The organism is Pseudomonas sp. FYR_2 (genome assembly GCF_043106425.1).
GTDB lineage: Bacteria > Pseudomonadota > Gammaproteobacteria > Pseudomonadales > Pseudomonadaceae > Aquipseudomonas > Aquipseudomonas monteilii.
Genome location: NZ_JBICMM010000015.1, coordinates 213,778 through 229,024, shown reverse-complemented (window position 1 = coordinate 229,024; position 15,247 = coordinate 213,778). Strand labels below are relative to the sequence as shown.

The following is a 15,247-nucleotide window of genomic DNA, read 5'->3' as shown; positions in this document are numbered from 1 at the left end:
GAGCGGTGCTAGACTGCGCGCATGAACTACCTTGCGCACCTGCACCTGGGCGGCCCGGCGCCGCAACAACTGCTTGGCAGCCTGTATGGCGACTTTGTCAAAGGTTCGCTGGAAGGGCGCTTTCCGCCTGCCCTGGAGGCGGCCATACGGTTGCACCGGCATATCGACAGCTACACCGACCAGCACCCGTTGGTGCTGGCGGCACTGGCGCGCTTTCCGCGCGAGCGGCGGCGCTTCGCTGGCATTGTCCTGGACGTGTTTTTTGATCATTGCCTGGCGCGGCATTGGCAGGACTATGCCGAGCAGCCGCTGGCGCAGTTCACCGGGGATTTTTATCGGGTGTTGTTGGCGGAGCCCGAGCTGCCGGGGCGGCTGGGGCGGATTGCGCCGTTCATGGCAGCGGATGACTGGCTGGGGGCGTATGGCGAGTTTGCCACGCTGGAGCAAGTGTTCAACGGTATTGCCCGCAGACTGTCCCGGCCGGAGGGGATGGCCGGTGTGATGGGGGAGCTGGAGCGGTTGTATGAGCCGCTGCTGGCGGACTTCCGGGAGTTTTACCCGCAGTTGCAGGCGTTTGCGGCGGCGGGTCGGATGTCTGGCAGTTAGTTTTGTATTGGTAGTGCCGGCCTCTTCGCGGGTTTACCCGCGAAAGGGCCAGCACTGGCAGTGCAAATCCTCAGGCAGCCCGCGCTTGCCGCCTTGGCACTGCTTCCACTTCCTCAACTCCGAACAACGCCAGCTGAATCGCCTGTTGCGCCTGCAACGCCAGTACCGCCCGCTCTTTACCCACACTGCCAATCGGCTGCAGCAGGTGAATGCAAACCTCCCCCCGCGGCTGGGCGAACAGGCGCATCAGGTGCGACACCAAATCATCATTGCCAATGAACGGTGCAATCGGGTCGATCTGGCCATCGCGCAAGTACTGAATTGCCACCGGCTGCACCGCCACACCCCGGTCGATGGCACCTGCCAGCAGCCGGCCATGGAAGGTGCGCAAGGTGCGACCGCTGGTGGTGGTGCCTTCGGGGAAGATCAGCAGCGGCCGGGCCAGGCCCAGTTGCCCGGCGATCTGCTCGCGCAGGCGCTGGCTGTCGCCACCGCCACGTCGAATGAACAGCGTTCCGGCTTTTTCCGCCAGCCAGCCGGCTACTGGCCAGTGACGCACCTCGGCCTTGGACAGGAACGACAGTGGCAGCAGCATGCCCAGCAAGGGGATGTCGGTCCAGGAAACATGGTTACTCAACCACAGCATCGGCCGCTGCGGCAGTTCGCCCACCACACGCACGTCGAAGGGCAGGGCGGCGACCAGGCGCTTCATGAACAGGCAGGTCCAGCGCTGGCGGCGTTCGATGGGGGCCTTGTAGCCCAGGCGTTCGCCAAGGGCGATCAGGCTCGCCATCAGCATGCCCAGCAACAGTACCAACAGCAGTCGAGCCAGGCGGGTCATTACCCGCAGCTTCGGCATCAGACGGCCGCCTTGAAGTGGCGCGCGTAGCGCGGGCACAGTTCGTCGCGCTTGAGCAGGATGAACACGTCAGCCACCTGGAAGTCTTCGTCCCAGCACGGCTCGCCGCAAATTTTTGCGCCCAGGCGCATGTAGGCCTTGAGCAACGGTGGCATTTCGGCGATGACGTTATTCGGAAGGGCCAGGTTCGGCAGCGGGTTCTTCGGCTCGGCGCGCAGGTGCTCGGTGCACAGGTAGCGGTCACGCAGGCGCTGCATCACGGCATGGGCTTGCACGCCGCCGTCTTGCATGGGGATGCTGGCACAGCCCATCAGGTAGCTGTAGCGGCCTTCATTGAGCACTTCGGCCAGTTCGCCCCACAGCACGGCGATGGTGCCGCCGTTGCGGTAGTCGGGGGCGACGCAGGTACGACCCAGTTCGAGGATGGGCCCTTGCAGCTGCAACAGACCGTGCAGGCTGAACTCTTCTTCGCTGTAGAAGCGGCCCAGGCTGCTGGCGGCCTGGTGGTCGAGCAGACGGGTTGTGGCGACCAGCTCGCCGGTGCAAAGGTCGCGAACACCAATGTGGCGGCAATGCACGTCGTAGTCGTCCATGTCCAGACCTTGCTCGGCGCCCTTGAGCTTGGCCTTGAATTCTGCGCTGAACACTTTGTAGCGCAGGGCCTGGGCCTCTTGCAGCGCCGTGGCGCCAACCAGGCGTTCGGCTTGCAGACGGCGTTCAGTGCTGTTGTCGCCAGAGAGAGCGATCCGAGTCATTGCGAGTCTCCATAAGCCAGCCATGAAGGGTTGCGGCCGGTCGGCTTTGTTGTGCAAAGTCAGCCTAGGTAGACGCGGTGTCACCCCTGTGAATCTTTGGTGATGCTTGCGTGACACCCCTAGAACCTTGACCAGAAAGCCCCAGCAAGGAGCCGTCACATGGCCTGGTTGCAACGACTGAACGACCCGCTTCGCCAAGCGCTGGCGGGCACCCTTGGCGAAACCTACGCCGCGCTGCTTGAGCGCCTCGGCCCGGTTGCCCCTTTTGAACTGGCGGTGTTGGGCGGGCGTGCGATGGCCACGCCGGGCCTGGCGTTCCTGGTGGGTTACCAGGCTGCCTTGCGTGTGCTGTGGCCCAGTGCCCCGCCAAGCCTCGGTGCCCTGTGCGCCACCGAGCGGCGCAGCGTGCGGCCAGCGGACATGCATACGCGGCTCGACCACTTGCGGCTCACGGGCAGCAAGGATTTCGTCACGGCCGGGCTGGATGCCGAGTGGCTACTGGTGGCCGCGCGTAGCGAGGCGGCTGGTGCGGCGCCACAGTTGAACCTGGCGGTGGTCTATCCCGGGGAGCCTGGGGTAACGCTCGAACCGCTACCAACCCTGCCGTTGATGCCGGAAGTGGGCCATGGCCGGCTGGTGCTGGAGCAGGCCGCGTGCGAGTTGCTGGCCGGTGACGGTTGGGATGCCTATGTGAAACCGTTCCGCTCGCTGGAAGACTTGTATGTGCTGGCGGCGTTGACGGCCTGGTTATATGGCGTCGGACAGGCGTGCGCCTGGCCGCAGGGGTTGCGGCTGCAATTGCTTGGATTGCTGGCCGGGTGTGCCGAGGGCAGCCGGCAGTGTGCCGACAGTGTGGGGTGCCATTTGCTGCTGGGTGGGTTGTTTGCGCAGTTCCAGGCGTTGCGGGGGGCGATTGATGCGGCCTTGGCAGCGGGGCCGGCGCATTGGGCGCAGATCTGGCAGCGGGACCAAGGGGTGATGGCGCTGGCGGCGGCGGCCCGGGAGAAGCGGCTGAACAAAGCCTGGGCTGCTGCGGGATTGTCATGAATGCCTGCTAGTTTTTCATGATTTTCTGAATCTGGGGCCGCAAAGCGGCCCCAATCAAGGCGATCACAATGAAGGTACTGTTGGTCATCATTGCGATGGTTTCGGGCAGCGCCTGGGCTGAAAACTGGCCTGATCCGCAATGGCAGACCGACCCTGACACCCTCAACTGGCAAGCCGTCGACACTTACGCCTTCCCCACCCGTACCCCAGACCGCAGCGGCATCCGCACCGACGCCCTGCTGATCATCCGCGATGGCCGCATCCTCCACGAACGCTACGCCGCCCCCACCACTGCCGCCACCGCACACCTGACCTGGTCGGTCAGCAAAAGCGTACTCGCCACGCTGATGGGCGTGGCCCAAGGAGAGGGACGCTTCCAGTTGCAAGATCCGGTCGCGCGTTTCTATCCCGCCATGCGCACCCACCCGGGCGTGCGCATGACCGACCTGCTGCACTGGGCCAGTGGCCTGGACTGGCAGGAAGGCTACGAATACGCCCCGCTCAAGTCCTCGGTGGTGGCCATGCTGTATACCCGTGGCCACGAAGACATGGCCGCCTACACGGCAGCCCGAGGTACGACGGCCAGCCCTGGCCAGCGGTTCCTCTATTCCAGTGGCGACAGCAACCTGCTGGCCGCCGCACTGCGCGGCATGCTCGATGCCGGGCAGTACGCCGATTACCCCTGGTACGCATTATTCACCCCGCTGGGTATCGACAGCGCGGTGTGGGAACGTGACCAGGCGGGCACCTATGTGGGCTCTTCCTACCTCTACCTCAGCGCCCGTGACCTGGCCCGTATCGGCTTGCTGATGCAACGCGAGGGGCGGTGGCAAGGCCGGCAACTGTTGCCCAAGGCCTGGGTGGCCTTCAACCGTACGCCGTTTGCCCATGCCGAACCTGTCCCCGCAGAGGCCAACCCAGGCGGCCACTGGTGGCTCAACCAGCCGCTGGCCGGCGCTACACGGCCTTGGCCAAATGCACCCGCAGACACCTTCGCCGCCCTGGGCCATTGGGGCCAGGCGCTGTACATCTTGCCCAGGCAAAAGCTGGTGATCGTGCGCTATGCCGATGACCGGGACGGCGCTTACCAGCATGACGAACTGCTCAAGCGAGTGCTGGCGGCACTGGCCGGGGAGGGGGCATGAAACGCGTACTGCTGCTGGTGCTGTCGGGGCTGGTGTTCTGGGCCTGGTACGAGCGTCAGGCCCTGGCAGACTTCCCTGGCATTCTCTCGGCCTACTCGGCCAAGGAATACTGCTCGTGCCGCTTCGTCATGAGCTTCGAGCAGGCGTATTGCCAAGGCTATGTAAAACAGTGGCTGCCACTGAGCCTGCTTGAGGAAAACACCTCGCAGCGACACATCACTGCCGAGGGCCTGGGGCGGCGCAACCAGGCTGCCTGGCTGGGCCCGCGCGAGGGCTGCCGCTTGCTGCCATGAAGGCGGGCGGGTAAGGTTGGCGGCCTGGTTTCACGAGATCTGTCATGTTCAAGCTGCCCCGTCTTTTGCCTGCCCTGCTGCTGGCTTTGTGCCTGCCCGCCCACGCCAATTGGCACCTCGATGGCGAATCGTCGCGCCTGTCGTTCATTACCGGCAAGAACGGTGACACGGCCGAGGTGCATCGCTTTCTGGTGCTGCATGGCAAGGTCGACCGCAAGGGGGCGGCCGGCTTGAGTATCGAGATGGATTCGGTCAGCAGCGGCATCCCGCTGCGTGACGAGCGTATGCGTGACGACCTGTTCGAGGTCGAGCGTTTTGCCGAAGCCAAGGTGCAGGCGCAACTGGACCTGCGGCCAATCAACGACCTGGCCAACGGTGCCCAGATCGAACTGCGTCTGCCGCTTACCGTTATCCTGCATGGCCAGTCGCACAGCTACAACGCCCTGCTTCTGGCCACGCGTCTGGATGAGCGACGCTTTCAGGTGGTAACCCTCGAACCTCTGGTGCTACGTGCCGAGGATTTCGGCCTGCTGCCTGGGCTGCAAACCCTGCGCAAGCTCGCCGGGCTCAAGTCCATCAACCCGTCGGTGCCGGTTAGCGCGGTGCTGATCTTCACCGCCCGCTGACATGCCGGGGCCGGTCTTCCCCTGGCGGGATGGCAACCAGTTCGAACTGCTGATCGACGGCCCCGAGTTCTTTCCGCGCATGCTCACGGCGATCGTGCGTGCTGAGTTCCAGGTCGATCTGGAGTTGTATCTGGTCGAGGCTGGCGCGTGTGCCGAAGCCGTGGTCGAGGCGTTGGAACAGGCCGCCCGGCGCGGTGTACGGGTGCGCTGCCTGTTCGATGACTATGGCTCGCTGGCGTTCAACAGCGCCTTGCGCCAGCGCCTGCTGGAGGCCGGCGTGTACCTGCGTTGGTACAACCGCCTGCGCTGGAAGCGCGGCCTGCGCAACCTTTACCGCGACCACCGCAAACTGCTGCTGGTGGATGAACGCTGGGCAGTGGTGGGCGGCACGGGTGTTACCGACGAGTTCTGGACGCCGGGCGATGCGACCAGCGAATGGCATGAGGTGATGGTGCAGATTCAGGGGCCGGTGGTTACCGACTGGCAACTGCTGTTTGACCGCCAGTGGTCCGCCAACAACCGCCGCACCGCCTGGCGCCCTGCCGAAGGCTTTGGCCTGCCGCGCCTGCCTAAACTGCCTGCGCAAGGGCAAGGCATGGGGCGGGTGGCCTATGCCGACGCCCGCCAGCACCAGGACATCCTGCATTCGTTGGTGCGGGCGCTGAACAGTGGCAAGCAGCGGGTATGGCTGGCCACACCGTATTTTCTGCCGACCTGGAGCGTGCGCCGTTCGTTACGCCGTGCTGCCAGCAAAGGGCTTGATGTGCGCCTGTTGCTGACCGGCCCTCGTACCGACCACCCGTCGGTACGCTACGCCGGGCACCGCTACTACCCACGGCTGCTGCGTGCCGGGGTGCGGATTTTCGAATACCAGCCGTGCTTCCTGCACCTGAAGATGGCCGTGGTAGATGACTGGGTCAGCGTTGGTTCGTGCAACTTCGACCACTGGAACCTGCGCTTCAACCTCGAAGCCAACATTGAGGCGCTGGACCCGCCACTGACGGCGGCTGTGGTGGCCAGCTTCGAGCGTGACTTTGCCTTGAGCGAGGAAGTCGACCTCGACCACTGGCATGCCCGGCCGCTGTGGCGCAGGGTGAAGCAGCGGATCTGGGGATGGATCGACCGGCTGGTGGTCAACCTGCTCGACCGCCGTGACTGACAGGGGCTATCGTGCAGTATCTGTTAACCGAAGGAGTGGGTGCGATGACGGCGAAGAAGATCCTGATGCTGGTGGGCGATTACGTCGAGGATTACGAGGCGATGGTGCCGTTCCAGGCCTTGAGCATGGTCGGCCACACGGTGCACGCGGTGTGCCCGGAAAAACTGGCGGGGCAGACGGTACGCACCGCCATTCATGATTTTGAGGGTGAGCAGACCTACAGCGAAAAGCCGGGGCACAACTTTGCCCTGAATTATGACTTCGTGCGGGTGCGGGCCGAGAGTTACGACGCGCTGCTGATCCCGGGTGGCCGTGCGCCGGAGTACCTGCGCCTGGATGAAAAGGTGCTGGAGCTGGTGCGGGCATTTGACCAGGCAGGCAAGCCGATTGCTGCCGTGTGCCACGGTGCCCAGCTACTGGCGGCGGCGGGTGTGCTGGAAGGGCGCGAATGCAGCGCGTACCCGGCATGTGCGCCGGAAGTGCGGTTGGCGGGTGGGACATTCATTGATATTGCGGTGGACCAGGCACATGTGGACGGCAACCTGGTCACGGCCCCTGCATGGCCAGCGCATCCGGCGTGGCTGGCGGCATTCCTGAAAGTGCTGGGTACCCGTATCGCCTGACAGGGCCTCTTCGCGGGCAAGCCCGCGAAGAGGCCGGTACAGGCTTAGGCAACCTGCTCAACCCAGTCATTGAGGTTGTAGTAGTTGGTCACCCGGGCAATCTTGCCGCAGTGGATATAGAAGAAAGCCCCCGCCGACAGCACATAGGTCTGCCCGTTGGCCGCTGGCAGTCCTTCGTCATCGGCCAGGTATTCACCGTGTACTGTGAACTCTGCCGCCGCACGGCTGCCATCGCCGTTCTGCATCACCACGATGTCGGCCAGGCGCTCGCGGTAGCAGCGGTTCATCTTGTCCATGAACGCGGCAAACCGCGCCTTGCCCATCTCCCGCTCGCCCTGGTTGATGTCGTGGATCACGTCCTCGCTCAGTAGCGCCAGAACCCCTTGCATGTCACCGGCGTTGAAGGCGGCGTAGTAAGCATTTACCAGTTCGGTAGCGGTCATGGAACAATACCTGTCGTGTCGGGAAAAGGCCGGTCGTTGCCCCGGATGATAGGGTTTCCCCTCAAGCCCGGCTTAGCCGAGCGCGTCATCCACATCGACAAAACGACCGCCAAGCATGGAAATACGCCTGTTGCACGGCGCCGCTATCGCGCCTTACATCGATGACCTCGCTCGCCTGCGCCTTAGCGTGTTTCGCGAGTTCCCTTACCTTTACGACGGCACTCCTGAATACGAGGCCGACTACCTCGCTACCTATACCCGCTCCGGGCGCAGCCTGGTGGTGCTGGCGCTGGACGACGGCCAGGTGGTCGGCGCCTCCACCGGCCTGCCACTGGTGGATGTCGCCCCCGAATTCCAGCAGCCTTTCCTGGCCCAAGGGCGTGACCCGGCCAGCGTGTACTACTTCGGTGGGTCGCTGGTACTGCCGGAATACCGGGGTCAGGGCTTGGGGGTGCGCTTCTTCATCGAACGTGAATCTTACGCGCACAAGCTGGCCGAATTTGATTACTGCGCATTCTGTGCGGTCGAGCGGCCAGGCGTGCACCCGAGGCGGCCAGCAGACTACAAACCCTTGCACGGCTTCTGGCGTAACCGGGGTTTTCTGCACGACCCATCGTTGCGCACAAGCTTTGCCTGGCGAGACCTGGATGAGACGGAATGCACCGACAAACTGATGTCCTACTGGCTGAAGGAACTGCCAATATGAAGAGAGGGGTAGCAAGGGCAGGTACTTACCTGCAGGGATTGGCCGGAGCCGTTTGGTAGCTTCCGGTAAAAGCTGCAGTGCGCTCTTCGCTGTTTTATCGCGAAAAACGCACCGCATTTACATCAGGCTTACTTCACTTCGACTGCCAGGCTCTCGGCAATCTTGCTCTGCCACAGGGCAGGGCCTGTGATGTGTACCGACTCACCGTTGCTGTCTACGGCAACGGTCACCGGCATGTCCTTGACTTCGAACTCGTAGATCGCTTCCATGCCCAGCTCGGCGAAGGCCAGGACCTTCGACTTGCGGATGGCCTGGGCCACCAGGTAGGCAGCGCCACCCACGGCCATCAGGTAGACGGCTTTGTTGTCCTTGATCGCTTCGATGGCGGTCGGGCCACGCTCGGACTTGCCGATCATGCCCAGCAGGCCGGTTTGCTCAAGGATCTGGCGGGTGAACTTGTCCATGCGGGTGGCGGTGGTCGGGCCGGCTGGGCCAACCACTTCGTCACCGACCGGGTCGACCGGGCCTACGTAGTAAATGAAGCGGCCTTTCAGGTCGACCGGCAGCTCTTCGCCACGGTTGAGCATCTCGACCATGCGCTTGTGCGCAGCATCGCGGCCGGTCAGCATCTTGCCGTTGAGCAGGATGGTCTCGCCCGGCTTCCAGCTGGCGACTTCTTCCGGGGTGATGTCGTCGAGGTTGACGCGACGGGCGCTCGGGCCGGCTTCCCAGACGATTTCCGGGTAGGCGTCCAGCGACGGTGCTTCCAGCTCGGCCGGGCCGGAGCCATCGAGCACGAAATGGGCGTGGCGGGTAGCGGCGCAGTTGGGGATCATGCACACCGGCAGCGACGCGGCGTGGGTCGGGTAGTCCATGATCTTGACGTCGAGCACGGTGGTCAGGCCACCCAGGCCCTGGGCGCCGATGCCCAGCTGGTTGACCTTCTCGAACAGCTCCAGACGGATTTCTTCCAGGCGGTTCTGCGGGCCACGGGCTTTGAGCTCATGGATGTCAATGGACTCCATCAACACTTCCTTGGCCATGACGGCGGCTTTCTCGGCGGTACCGCCGATGCCGATGCCGAGCATGCCAGGCGGGCACCAGCCAGCGCCCATGGTCGGGACGGTCTTCAGTACCCAGTCGACGATCGAGTCGGATGGGTTGAGCATGGCCATCTTCGACTTGTTCTCCGAGCCGCCGCCTTTGGCTGCGACATCGACCTCGACCTTGTCGCCGGGGACGATGGAGTAGTGGATCACTGCCGGGGTGTTGTCCTTGGTGTTCTTGCGGGCACCGGCCGGGTCGGCCAGGATCGAAGCGCGCAGGACGTTTTCCGGCAGGTTGTAGGCGCGACGCACACCTTCGTTGATCATGTCGTCGACGCTCAGGGTGGCGCCGTCCCAGCGCACGTCCATGCCCACGCGCACGAACACGGTGACGATACCGGTGTCCTGGCAGATCGGGCGGTGGCCGGTGGCGCACATGCGCGAGTTGATCAGGATCTGGGCGATGGAATCGCGCGCAGCGGGCGACTCTTCACGCAGGTAGGCCTCGTGCATGGCCTGGATGAAATCGACGGGGTGGTAGTACGAAATGAATTGCAGGGCGTCGGCGACGCTCTGAATCAGGTCGTCTTGCTTGATCACGGTCATGCAGCGCGCTCCTCTTAAAGACGGGAACATTCATTACGGCGCTCGACGGTGCCGACCAGCGTGTCGAAGCGCCTTGCAAGGCGCCGGCAGGTCAGGCCGACGGAAAAAGGCGCGGCAGTATAGCGCGCATCCGTGCCGGGCACACCTGCGGTGGGTCTGGACCATGGTCGGCAGTGGTTGGGCATCCTTTTTGCTGCCGTTGCGCGCTTGGCTTACAGTGGACTGTGATTTGTGGAGAACGACCAACCATGCCCGAACTTTGCGTGGGCGAGCGCCGCTGGGCGGTGCCAACCGGCAGCAACCTGCTCGATGCCTTGAACGATGCCGGGCTCAACGTGCCTTACAGCTGCCGCGCCGGCAGTTGCCATGCCTGCCTGGTGCATTGCCTGGCCGGGCAACCGCTGGATGCCCTGCCCGAGGCCCTGGCGCTGGACAAGCATGCCCTGGGCTGGCGCCTGGCCTGCCAGTGCCGGGTGGTCGAGGACCTGCAAGTGGCGCTGTTCGACCCGCAGCGCGATGGCGTGCCGGCCCATGTCTGTGCGCTGGATTGGTTCGGTGATGTGTTGCGCGTGCGGCTGCGGCCTGAACGGGCGGTGCGTTACCAGGCGGGGCAGCATGCGGTGTTGTGGAATGGTTCGGTAGCGCGGCCGTATTCGCTGGCCAGCCTGCCGGGGGAAGAGGACTTTCTGGAGTTCCACATCGATTGCCGGCGCCCTGGCGCTTTCTGCGACAAGGCCCGTGGTTTGCAGGTGGGTGATGTGCTGCGCCTGGGCGAGTTCAGAGGCGGGGCGTTGCATTACGATCCGGACTGGCAGGACCGGCCTCTATGGCTGCTGGCTGCGGGCACCGGGCTTGCGCCGTTGTGGGGCATCCTGCGCGAGGCGGTGCGGCAGGGTCATCGCGGCGAGATTCGGGTGCTGCATGTGGCGGAGGACAGCGCCGGGCATTATCTGGCTGGGCCGTTGCAGGGAATGGCAGGTGTGACTACCGAGTTGGTGATGGCGGAACATGTGGAGGAAGCGCTGGCCGGGTTGCGGCTGACGTCACGGCAGACGGTGGCGCTGGTGTGTGGGGCACCGGGGAGTGTTGAGCGGTTTGCGCGGCGGCTGTTTATTGCCGGGGTGCCGCGGGGGCAGGTGTTTGCTGATGTGTTTGTCGAGCATGCCTGAGGCATGTGTCGATTGTACCGGCCTCATCGCGACCTTTGGTCGCTCCTACAGAGAACTGCGATCCCCTGTAGTAGCGACCGAAGGTCGCGATGAGGCCGTCAAGCGGACCCCGAGGGCTATCAGCCGACCAGCGGATCACCGACATGCAGAATCTTCATGCCATTGGTGCCACCGATGGTGTGGTAGCTGTCACCCTTGGTCAGGATCACCCAGTCACCTTGCTCCACCAAACCACGCTTGAGCAGTTCGTCGACCGCAGCCTGGCTCACCTTGTCGGCCGGCAGCGAAGCCGGGTCGAAGGCAATCGGGTACACGCCACGGAACATGTTGGCGCGTGCCTGGGTGGCGCGGTGCGGCGACAGGGCGAAGATCGGCACGTGCGAACGCAGGCGCGACATGATCAACGGGGTGTAGCCGCTTTCGGTCAGGGCGATGATCGCCTTCACGCCCGGGAAGTGGTTGGCGGTGTACATGGCCGCCAGGGCGATGCTTTCGTCGCAGCGCTCGAAGGTGGTGTGCAGGCGGTGGCTGGACTTCTGGCTGGTCGGGTGCTTTTCAGCGCCCAGGCAGATGCGGGCCATGGCCTGAACGGCTTCGATCGGGTACGAACCTGCAGCACTTTCAGCCGACAGCATCACCGCGTCGGTATTGTCCAGCACGGCGTTGGCCACGTCGGACACTTCGGCACGGGTCGGCATCGGGTTTTGGATCATCGACTCCATCATCTGGGTCGCCACGATCACCGCTTTGTTGTTGCGGCGGGCGTGCTGGATGATCTTCTTCTGGATGGCGATCAGCTCGGCGTCGCCGATTTCCACGCCCAGGTCGCCACGGGCAACCATCACCGCGTCGGAGGCGGCGATCAGCTTGTCGAGGGTCTCGTCGTCGGCAACTGCTTCGGCGCGTTCGATCTTGGCCACCAGCCAGGCGCTGCCACCGGCTTCGTCACGCAGCTTGCGCGCGTATTCCATGTCGCTGGCGTCACGCGGGAAGGACACGGCCAGGTAGTCCAGGTCCATTTCCGCCGCCAGCTTGATGTCGGCCTTGTCTTTTTCGGTCAGGGCCGGTGCGGTCAGGCCGCCACCTTTGCGGTTGATGCCTTTGTGGTCCGACAGCGGGCCACCGATGATCACCACGCAGTGCAGGGCATCTGCAGTGGCGGTTTCGACGCGCATGACCACGCGGCCATCGTCCAGCAGCAGTTCGTCACCGACGCCGCAGTCCTTGACCAGGTCGGGGTAGTCGATACCGACGATGTCCTGGTTGCCTTCGGTCAGCGGGTGGGCGGTAGAGAAGGTGAACTTGTCACCGATCTTCAATTCGATGCGCTTGTTGGCGAACTTGGCGATGCGGATCTTCGGACCCTGCAGGTCGCCCAGCAACGCTACATGGCGGCCGTTCTTGGCGGCGATGTCACGGATCAGGCGCGCGCGGGCCTTGTGCTCGTCCGGAGTGCCGTGGGAGAAGTTCAGACGTGCCACGTCCAGGCCAGCGAGGATCAGCTGTTCGATCACTTCCGGCGAGTTGCTGGCGGGGCCAAGGGTGGCGACGATTTTGGTACGGCGGATGCTCATGCACAGACTCCTATAGTGAAGCGCAGCGAAAGGCTACTCCTGAATCTCGCTGTAGTCATTGTTCCATTGCACTACCTGCGACCTTCTGGGTAGGGCAGCTGCAAGCTACAAGTAAAAGCGCGAGTGGCGCAGGCGCTGCTTTTTCTTGCAGCTTGCAGCTTGCAGCTGAAGAAAACCCGATAGCGGCCGATATACTTCCCATCTAAGGAGATCCCCATGCGAGCCCTGATCGTTTTAGCCCTGGCCGCCAGCGTCGTCAGCTGTACCCGCTGGTCGATGGACCACCACCTGAACAATGCCTACCGTGCCTACGACCGTGGCGATTGCGCCCGGGTCATGCTGGAGCTGTCGCAGGTCGACCGCACCAGCCGTGCGCGGCCATTTATCCACCCCGAGGTGTCGCTGCTACGCGGCCAGTGCCTGGAGCGCCAGGCGCTTTATGTGGATGCCGCGCAGACCTATCAGTACCTGATCCAGCAGTACCCGGGCAACGAGTATGCCTATCGCGCCCAGGCCCGCCTGCAGACGCTGGAGAAACTGGGCCATTTGCGCGGCGGTGAAACGGCGGTGGCCAAGCCGGTGACGACCGTACCTTGGCGTTAACACCAAGGTGTGGTTTATTTCACGAGATTTGCAGCGCGTGCTGCGCTAATCTGTAACTCAGCTGTTACAACAACCGCCAGTTCCTTGTATTCCTGGCATCAGGTACGGAATACACTCGCGATCATGTTCAACAAGCGCCATATCGAACGCCATCAGCTGCCTTGTGTCCTCAAGGTGTTCAACCGGTTTACCAATCAGGAAATCGGCCAGCTAGGCAATGCCTCCGAAGATGGCTTGATGGTCATCAGCCAGCTGCCCGTGCTGGTCGGGCCGGATTACGAGCTGCAACTGCGCATGCCATTGGTCGGCGGAGGGCATCAGTTCGTCAACCTCACCGCCAGTTGCCTGTGGTGCCGTGAAGACCAGACGCCCGGGCACTATGATTCGGGCTTCATGCTGCTGCAGGCCCCGCGCGAATACGACGAGTTCGTGCATTCGTTGCGTGACTACTTCAGCTTTCACCCCGCCAACGCTTCTGTCTGAGGCTGCGCTAGAATCGGGTCGACCTCGATACAGGACGACCCCGTGACCTCCAGCATTTTCTGGCACGACTACGAAACCACCGGCATCAACCCGCGCTGCGACCGCCCACTGCAGGTGGCCGGTGTGCGCACAGACTTTGACCTCAACGAGATTGACGAGCCGATCAGCCTTTATTGCCGGCCCTCCGACGATATCCTGCCGCATCCGGCCGCTTGCCTGGTGACCGGCATCACGCCACAGCTGCTGGCCGAGCAGGGGCTGTGCGAAGCCGAGTTCATGACCCGGGTGCATGCACAGCTGGCTCAACCGGGCACCTGTGGTGCCGGCTACAACACCCTGCGCTTTGACGATGAAGTGACCCGCTACAGTCTGTACCGCAACTTTTTCGACCCTTATGCCCGTGAGTGGCAGGGCGGCAACAGCCGCTGGGACCTGATCGATATCGTGCGTACTGCCTATGCCCTGCGCCCGGACGGTATTGAATGGCCGCAGCAGGACGGCCGCACCAGCCTGCGCCTGGAGCTGCTGAGCAAGGCCAATGGCATTGATCACGGGCATGCCCACGAAGCGCTTTCCGACGTACGGGCAACCATTGCCCTGGCCCGCCTGATTCGGCAGAAGCAGCCCAAATTGTATGAATGGCTGTTCCAGTTACGCAGTAAGCATAAAGTGATGGAGCAAATCCGTTTGTTACAGCCGCTGGTGCATATATCCGGGCGCTTTTCGGCGGCGCGTAATTACCTGGGTGTCGTATTGCCACTGGCCTGGCACCCGCGTAATCGCAATGCACTGATTGTGTGCGACCTGCATCAGGAAACCCTACCGTTACTACGGGAAAGTGCTGAAGTTTTGCGCCAGCGTTTGTACACCCGGCATGATGAATTGGCCGAGGGTGAATTACCGGTACCGCTCAAACTGGTGCAGATCAATCGCTGCCCGGTACTGGCGCCGTTGTCGGTATTGCGCCCGGTCGATCAACAGCGATTGGGCCTGGACTTGACGTTGTTACAATTGCGCGGTGAAGCGTTGGCCAATCAACAGGCGCAATGGCAAGACAAGCTGGAGCACATCTATGGCAAGGATGAGTTTGCCCCGAGCGAGGACCCGGAACAGCAATTGTACGAGGGTTTTATTGGTGACCGTGACCGACGCTTATGCGAACAAGTTCGTGCGCTGGAACCGGCGCAGTTGAGCCATGGGCAGTGGATGTTCGATGACCCGCGCTTACCGGAACTGTTGTTCCGCTATCGGGCGCGCAACTTCCCCGATACCTTGAATAGCGAAGAACGCCAGCGCTGGCATGGCTTCTGCCAGCAGCGCCTGAGCGACCCGCGATGGGGGGCACCGAATACGCTGGGTGACTTTGAGCAAGCACGCCAGCAAGCCTGGGAGGGCGCTGACGAAGCGGGCCGGCGTGTGCTGGAGGCTTGGCAAATGCATGCCCGGCAATTGCAGGCACAATTTGCAGTTGGCTGATCACCAGACAAACAAAAACGCCGGCGAT

Annotated in this window: 17 protein-coding genes; 12 read left to right on the top strand and 5 right to left on the bottom strand. The window is 63.2% G+C overall.

What is annotated here, in order from left to right:
- The first annotated feature begins 21 nt into the window (after positions 1–21).
- Complete coding sequence (locus tag ACF8R4_RS05890; RefSeq protein ID WP_060497992.1) at positions 22–606, top strand: ACP phosphodiesterase; 585 nt, start codon at positions 22–24, stop codon at positions 604–606.
- Between the two features lie 70 nt (positions 607–676).
- On the opposite strand, the gene ACF8R4_RS05885 is transcribed toward ACF8R4_RS05890, so the two are convergent.
- Together ACF8R4_RS05885 and olsB are read right to left on the bottom strand one after the other, a co-directional pair.
- A complete protein-coding gene (locus tag ACF8R4_RS05885) occupies positions 677–1,465 on the bottom strand; it encodes a lysophospholipid acyltransferase family protein (RefSeq protein WP_156867677.1) in 789 nt (262 codons plus the stop codon).
- On the bottom strand, positions 1,465–2,220 hold the full coding sequence (gene olsB / locus ACF8R4_RS05880; protein ID WP_060497990.1) for an L-ornithine N(alpha)-acyltransferase: 756 nt from the start codon (positions 2,218–2,220) through the stop codon (positions 1,465–1,467). The genes ACF8R4_RS05885 and olsB overlap by 1 nt, the downstream gene beginning before the upstream one ends.
- A gap of 159 nt (positions 2,221–2,379) precedes the next feature.
- Here olsB and ACF8R4_RS05875 point away from each other — a divergent pair, with 159 nt between their 5' ends.
- From ACF8R4_RS05875 to ACF8R4_RS05850, 6 genes are all read left to right on the top strand, one after another.
- Complete coding sequence (locus ACF8R4_RS05875) at positions 2,380–3,267, top strand: acyl-CoA dehydrogenase (RefSeq protein ID WP_164524160.1); 888 nt, start codon at positions 2,380–2,382, stop codon at positions 3,265–3,267.
- Positions 3,268–3,335: 68 nt separating this feature from the next.
- Positions 3,336–4,412, top strand: coding sequence for a serine hydrolase (locus tag ACF8R4_RS05870; protein WP_104833365.1), 1,077 nt, complete (start codon positions 3,336–3,338; stop codon positions 4,410–4,412).
- Positions 4,409–4,705: a hypothetical protein gene (locus tag ACF8R4_RS05865; protein WP_060497987.1), complete on the top strand. Its 297-nt coding sequence runs from the start codon at positions 4,409–4,411 to the stop codon at positions 4,703–4,705. The genes ACF8R4_RS05870 and ACF8R4_RS05865 overlap by 4 nt, the downstream gene beginning before the upstream one ends.
- Positions 4,706–4,749: 44 nt before the next feature.
- A complete protein-coding gene (locus ACF8R4_RS05860) occupies positions 4,750–5,331 on the top strand; it encodes a YceI family protein (protein WP_104833364.1) in 582 nt (193 codons plus the stop codon).
- A 1-nt stretch (position 5,332) separates the two neighbouring features.
- Positions 5,333–6,490 carry a phosphatidylserine/phosphatidylglycerophosphate/cardiolipin synthase family protein gene (locus tag ACF8R4_RS05855; protein WP_060497986.1) on the top strand — a complete coding sequence of 386 codons (1,158 nt, stop codon included), beginning with the start codon at positions 5,333–5,335 and terminating at the stop codon, positions 6,488–6,490.
- Positions 6,491–6,534: 44 nt separating this feature from the next.
- Entirely contained in the window at positions 6,535–7,113 is a 579-nt protein-coding gene (locus tag ACF8R4_RS05850; RefSeq protein ID WP_060497985.1) for a DJ-1/PfpI family protein, read from the top strand.
- Positions 7,114–7,157: 44 nt separating this feature from the next.
- Here ACF8R4_RS05850 and ACF8R4_RS05845 read toward each other — a convergent pair whose 3' ends face one another.
- Positions 7,158–7,556: a nuclear transport factor 2 family protein gene (locus tag ACF8R4_RS05845; RefSeq protein WP_060497984.1), complete on the bottom strand. Its 399-nt coding sequence runs from the start codon at positions 7,554–7,556 to the stop codon at positions 7,158–7,160.
- Positions 7,557–7,671: 115 nt separating this feature from the next.
- Here ACF8R4_RS05845 and ACF8R4_RS05840 point away from each other — a divergent pair, with 115 nt between their 5' ends.
- Positions 7,672–8,262, top strand: coding sequence for a GNAT family N-acetyltransferase (locus ACF8R4_RS05840; RefSeq protein WP_060497983.1), 591 nt, complete (start codon positions 7,672–7,674; stop codon positions 8,260–8,262).
- A 128-nt stretch (positions 8,263–8,390) separates the two neighbouring features.
- Here ACF8R4_RS05840 and ACF8R4_RS05835 read toward each other — a convergent pair whose 3' ends face one another.
- Positions 8,391–9,914: a fumarate hydratase gene (locus ACF8R4_RS05835; protein WP_051098439.1), complete on the bottom strand. Its 1,524-nt coding sequence runs from the start codon at positions 9,912–9,914 to the stop codon at positions 8,391–8,393.
- Between the two features lie 248 nt (positions 9,915–10,162).
- Between ACF8R4_RS05835 and ACF8R4_RS05830 the strand changes: the two genes are divergently transcribed.
- Complete coding sequence (locus ACF8R4_RS05830) at positions 10,163–11,083, top strand: iron-sulfur-binding ferredoxin reductase (RefSeq protein ID WP_156867679.1); 921 nt, start codon at positions 10,163–10,165, stop codon at positions 11,081–11,083.
- A 119-nt stretch (positions 11,084–11,202) separates the two neighbouring features.
- Here the strand turns inward: ACF8R4_RS05830 and pyk are convergent, their stop codons facing one another.
- Entirely contained in the window at positions 11,203–12,657 is a 1,455-nt protein-coding gene (gene pyk / locus ACF8R4_RS05825; protein ID WP_016713620.1) for a pyruvate kinase, read from the bottom strand.
- A 216-nt stretch (positions 12,658–12,873) separates the two neighbouring features.
- Between pyk and ACF8R4_RS05820 the strand changes: the two genes are divergently transcribed.
- From ACF8R4_RS05820 to sbcB, 3 genes are all read left to right on the top strand, one after another.
- Entirely contained in the window at positions 12,874–13,260 is a 387-nt protein-coding gene (locus ACF8R4_RS05820) for a tol-pal system YbgF family protein (protein ID WP_392491871.1), read from the top strand.
- A gap of 123 nt (positions 13,261–13,383) precedes the next feature.
- The gene (locus ACF8R4_RS05815; protein ID WP_060497981.1) at positions 13,384–13,743 is read left to right on the top strand and encodes a PilZ domain-containing protein; all 360 of its coding nucleotides are present in this window, start codon (positions 13,384–13,386) and stop codon (positions 13,741–13,743) included.
- Positions 13,744–13,785: 42 nt separating this feature from the next.
- Positions 13,786–15,219, top strand: coding sequence for an exodeoxyribonuclease I (gene sbcB, locus ACF8R4_RS05810; RefSeq protein ID WP_392491869.1), 1,434 nt, complete (start codon positions 13,786–13,788; stop codon positions 15,217–15,219).
- The last annotated feature ends 28 nt before the right edge of the window (positions 15,220–15,247 follow it).

What these genes read in the sequence shown, in the direction of transcription:
- ACF8R4_RS05820 (WP_392491871.1), top strand. Translation starts at nt 12,874, where the DNA reads ATGCGAGCCCTGATCGTTTTAGCCCTGGCCGCCAGCGTCGTCAGCTGT.
- olsB (WP_060497990.1), bottom strand. Translation starts at nt 2,220, where the DNA reads ATGACTCGGATCGCTCTCTCTGGCGACAACAGCACTGAACGCCGTCTG.
- ACF8R4_RS05840 (WP_060497983.1), top strand. Translation starts at nt 7,672, where the DNA reads ATGGAAATACGCCTGTTGCACGGCGCCGCTATCGCGCCTTACATCGAT.
- ACF8R4_RS05875 (WP_164524160.1), top strand. Translation starts at nt 2,380, where the DNA reads ATGGCCTGGTTGCAACGACTGAACGACCCGCTTCGCCAAGCGCTGGCG.
- ACF8R4_RS05830 (WP_156867679.1), top strand. Translation starts at nt 10,163, where the DNA reads ATGCCCGAACTTTGCGTGGGCGAGCGCCGCTGGGCGGTGCCAACCGGC.
- ACF8R4_RS05870 (WP_104833365.1), top strand. Translation starts at nt 3,336, where the DNA reads ATGAAGGTACTGTTGGTCATCATTGCGATGGTTTCGGGCAGCGCCTGG.
- ACF8R4_RS05860 (WP_104833364.1), top strand. Translation starts at nt 4,750, where the DNA reads ATGTTCAAGCTGCCCCGTCTTTTGCCTGCCCTGCTGCTGGCTTTGTGC.
- ACF8R4_RS05835 (WP_051098439.1), bottom strand. Translation starts at nt 9,914, where the DNA reads ATGACCGTGATCAAGCAAGACGACCTGATTCAGAGCGTCGCCGACGCC.
- ACF8R4_RS05885 (WP_156867677.1), bottom strand. Translation starts at nt 1,465, where the DNA reads ATGCCGAAGCTGCGGGTAATGACCCGCCTGGCTCGACTGCTGTTGGTA.
- ACF8R4_RS05845 (WP_060497984.1), bottom strand. Translation starts at nt 7,556, where the DNA reads ATGACCGCTACCGAACTGGTAAATGCTTACTACGCCGCCTTCAACGCC.
- pyk (WP_016713620.1), bottom strand. Translation starts at nt 12,657, where the DNA reads ATGAGCATCCGCCGTACCAAAATCGTCGCCACCCTTGGCCCCGCCAGC.
- ACF8R4_RS05815 (WP_060497981.1), top strand. Translation starts at nt 13,384, where the DNA reads ATGTTCAACAAGCGCCATATCGAACGCCATCAGCTGCCTTGTGTCCTC.
- ACF8R4_RS05890 (WP_060497992.1), top strand. Translation starts at nt 22, where the DNA reads ATGAACTACCTTGCGCACCTGCACCTGGGCGGCCCGGCGCCGCAACAA.
- ACF8R4_RS05855 (WP_060497986.1), top strand. Translation starts at nt 5,333, where the DNA reads ATGCCGGGGCCGGTCTTCCCCTGGCGGGATGGCAACCAGTTCGAACTG.
- ACF8R4_RS05865 (WP_060497987.1), top strand. Translation starts at nt 4,409, where the DNA reads ATGAAACGCGTACTGCTGCTGGTGCTGTCGGGGCTGGTGTTCTGGGCC.
- ACF8R4_RS05850 (WP_060497985.1), top strand. Translation starts at nt 6,535, where the DNA reads ATGACGGCGAAGAAGATCCTGATGCTGGTGGGCGATTACGTCGAGGAT.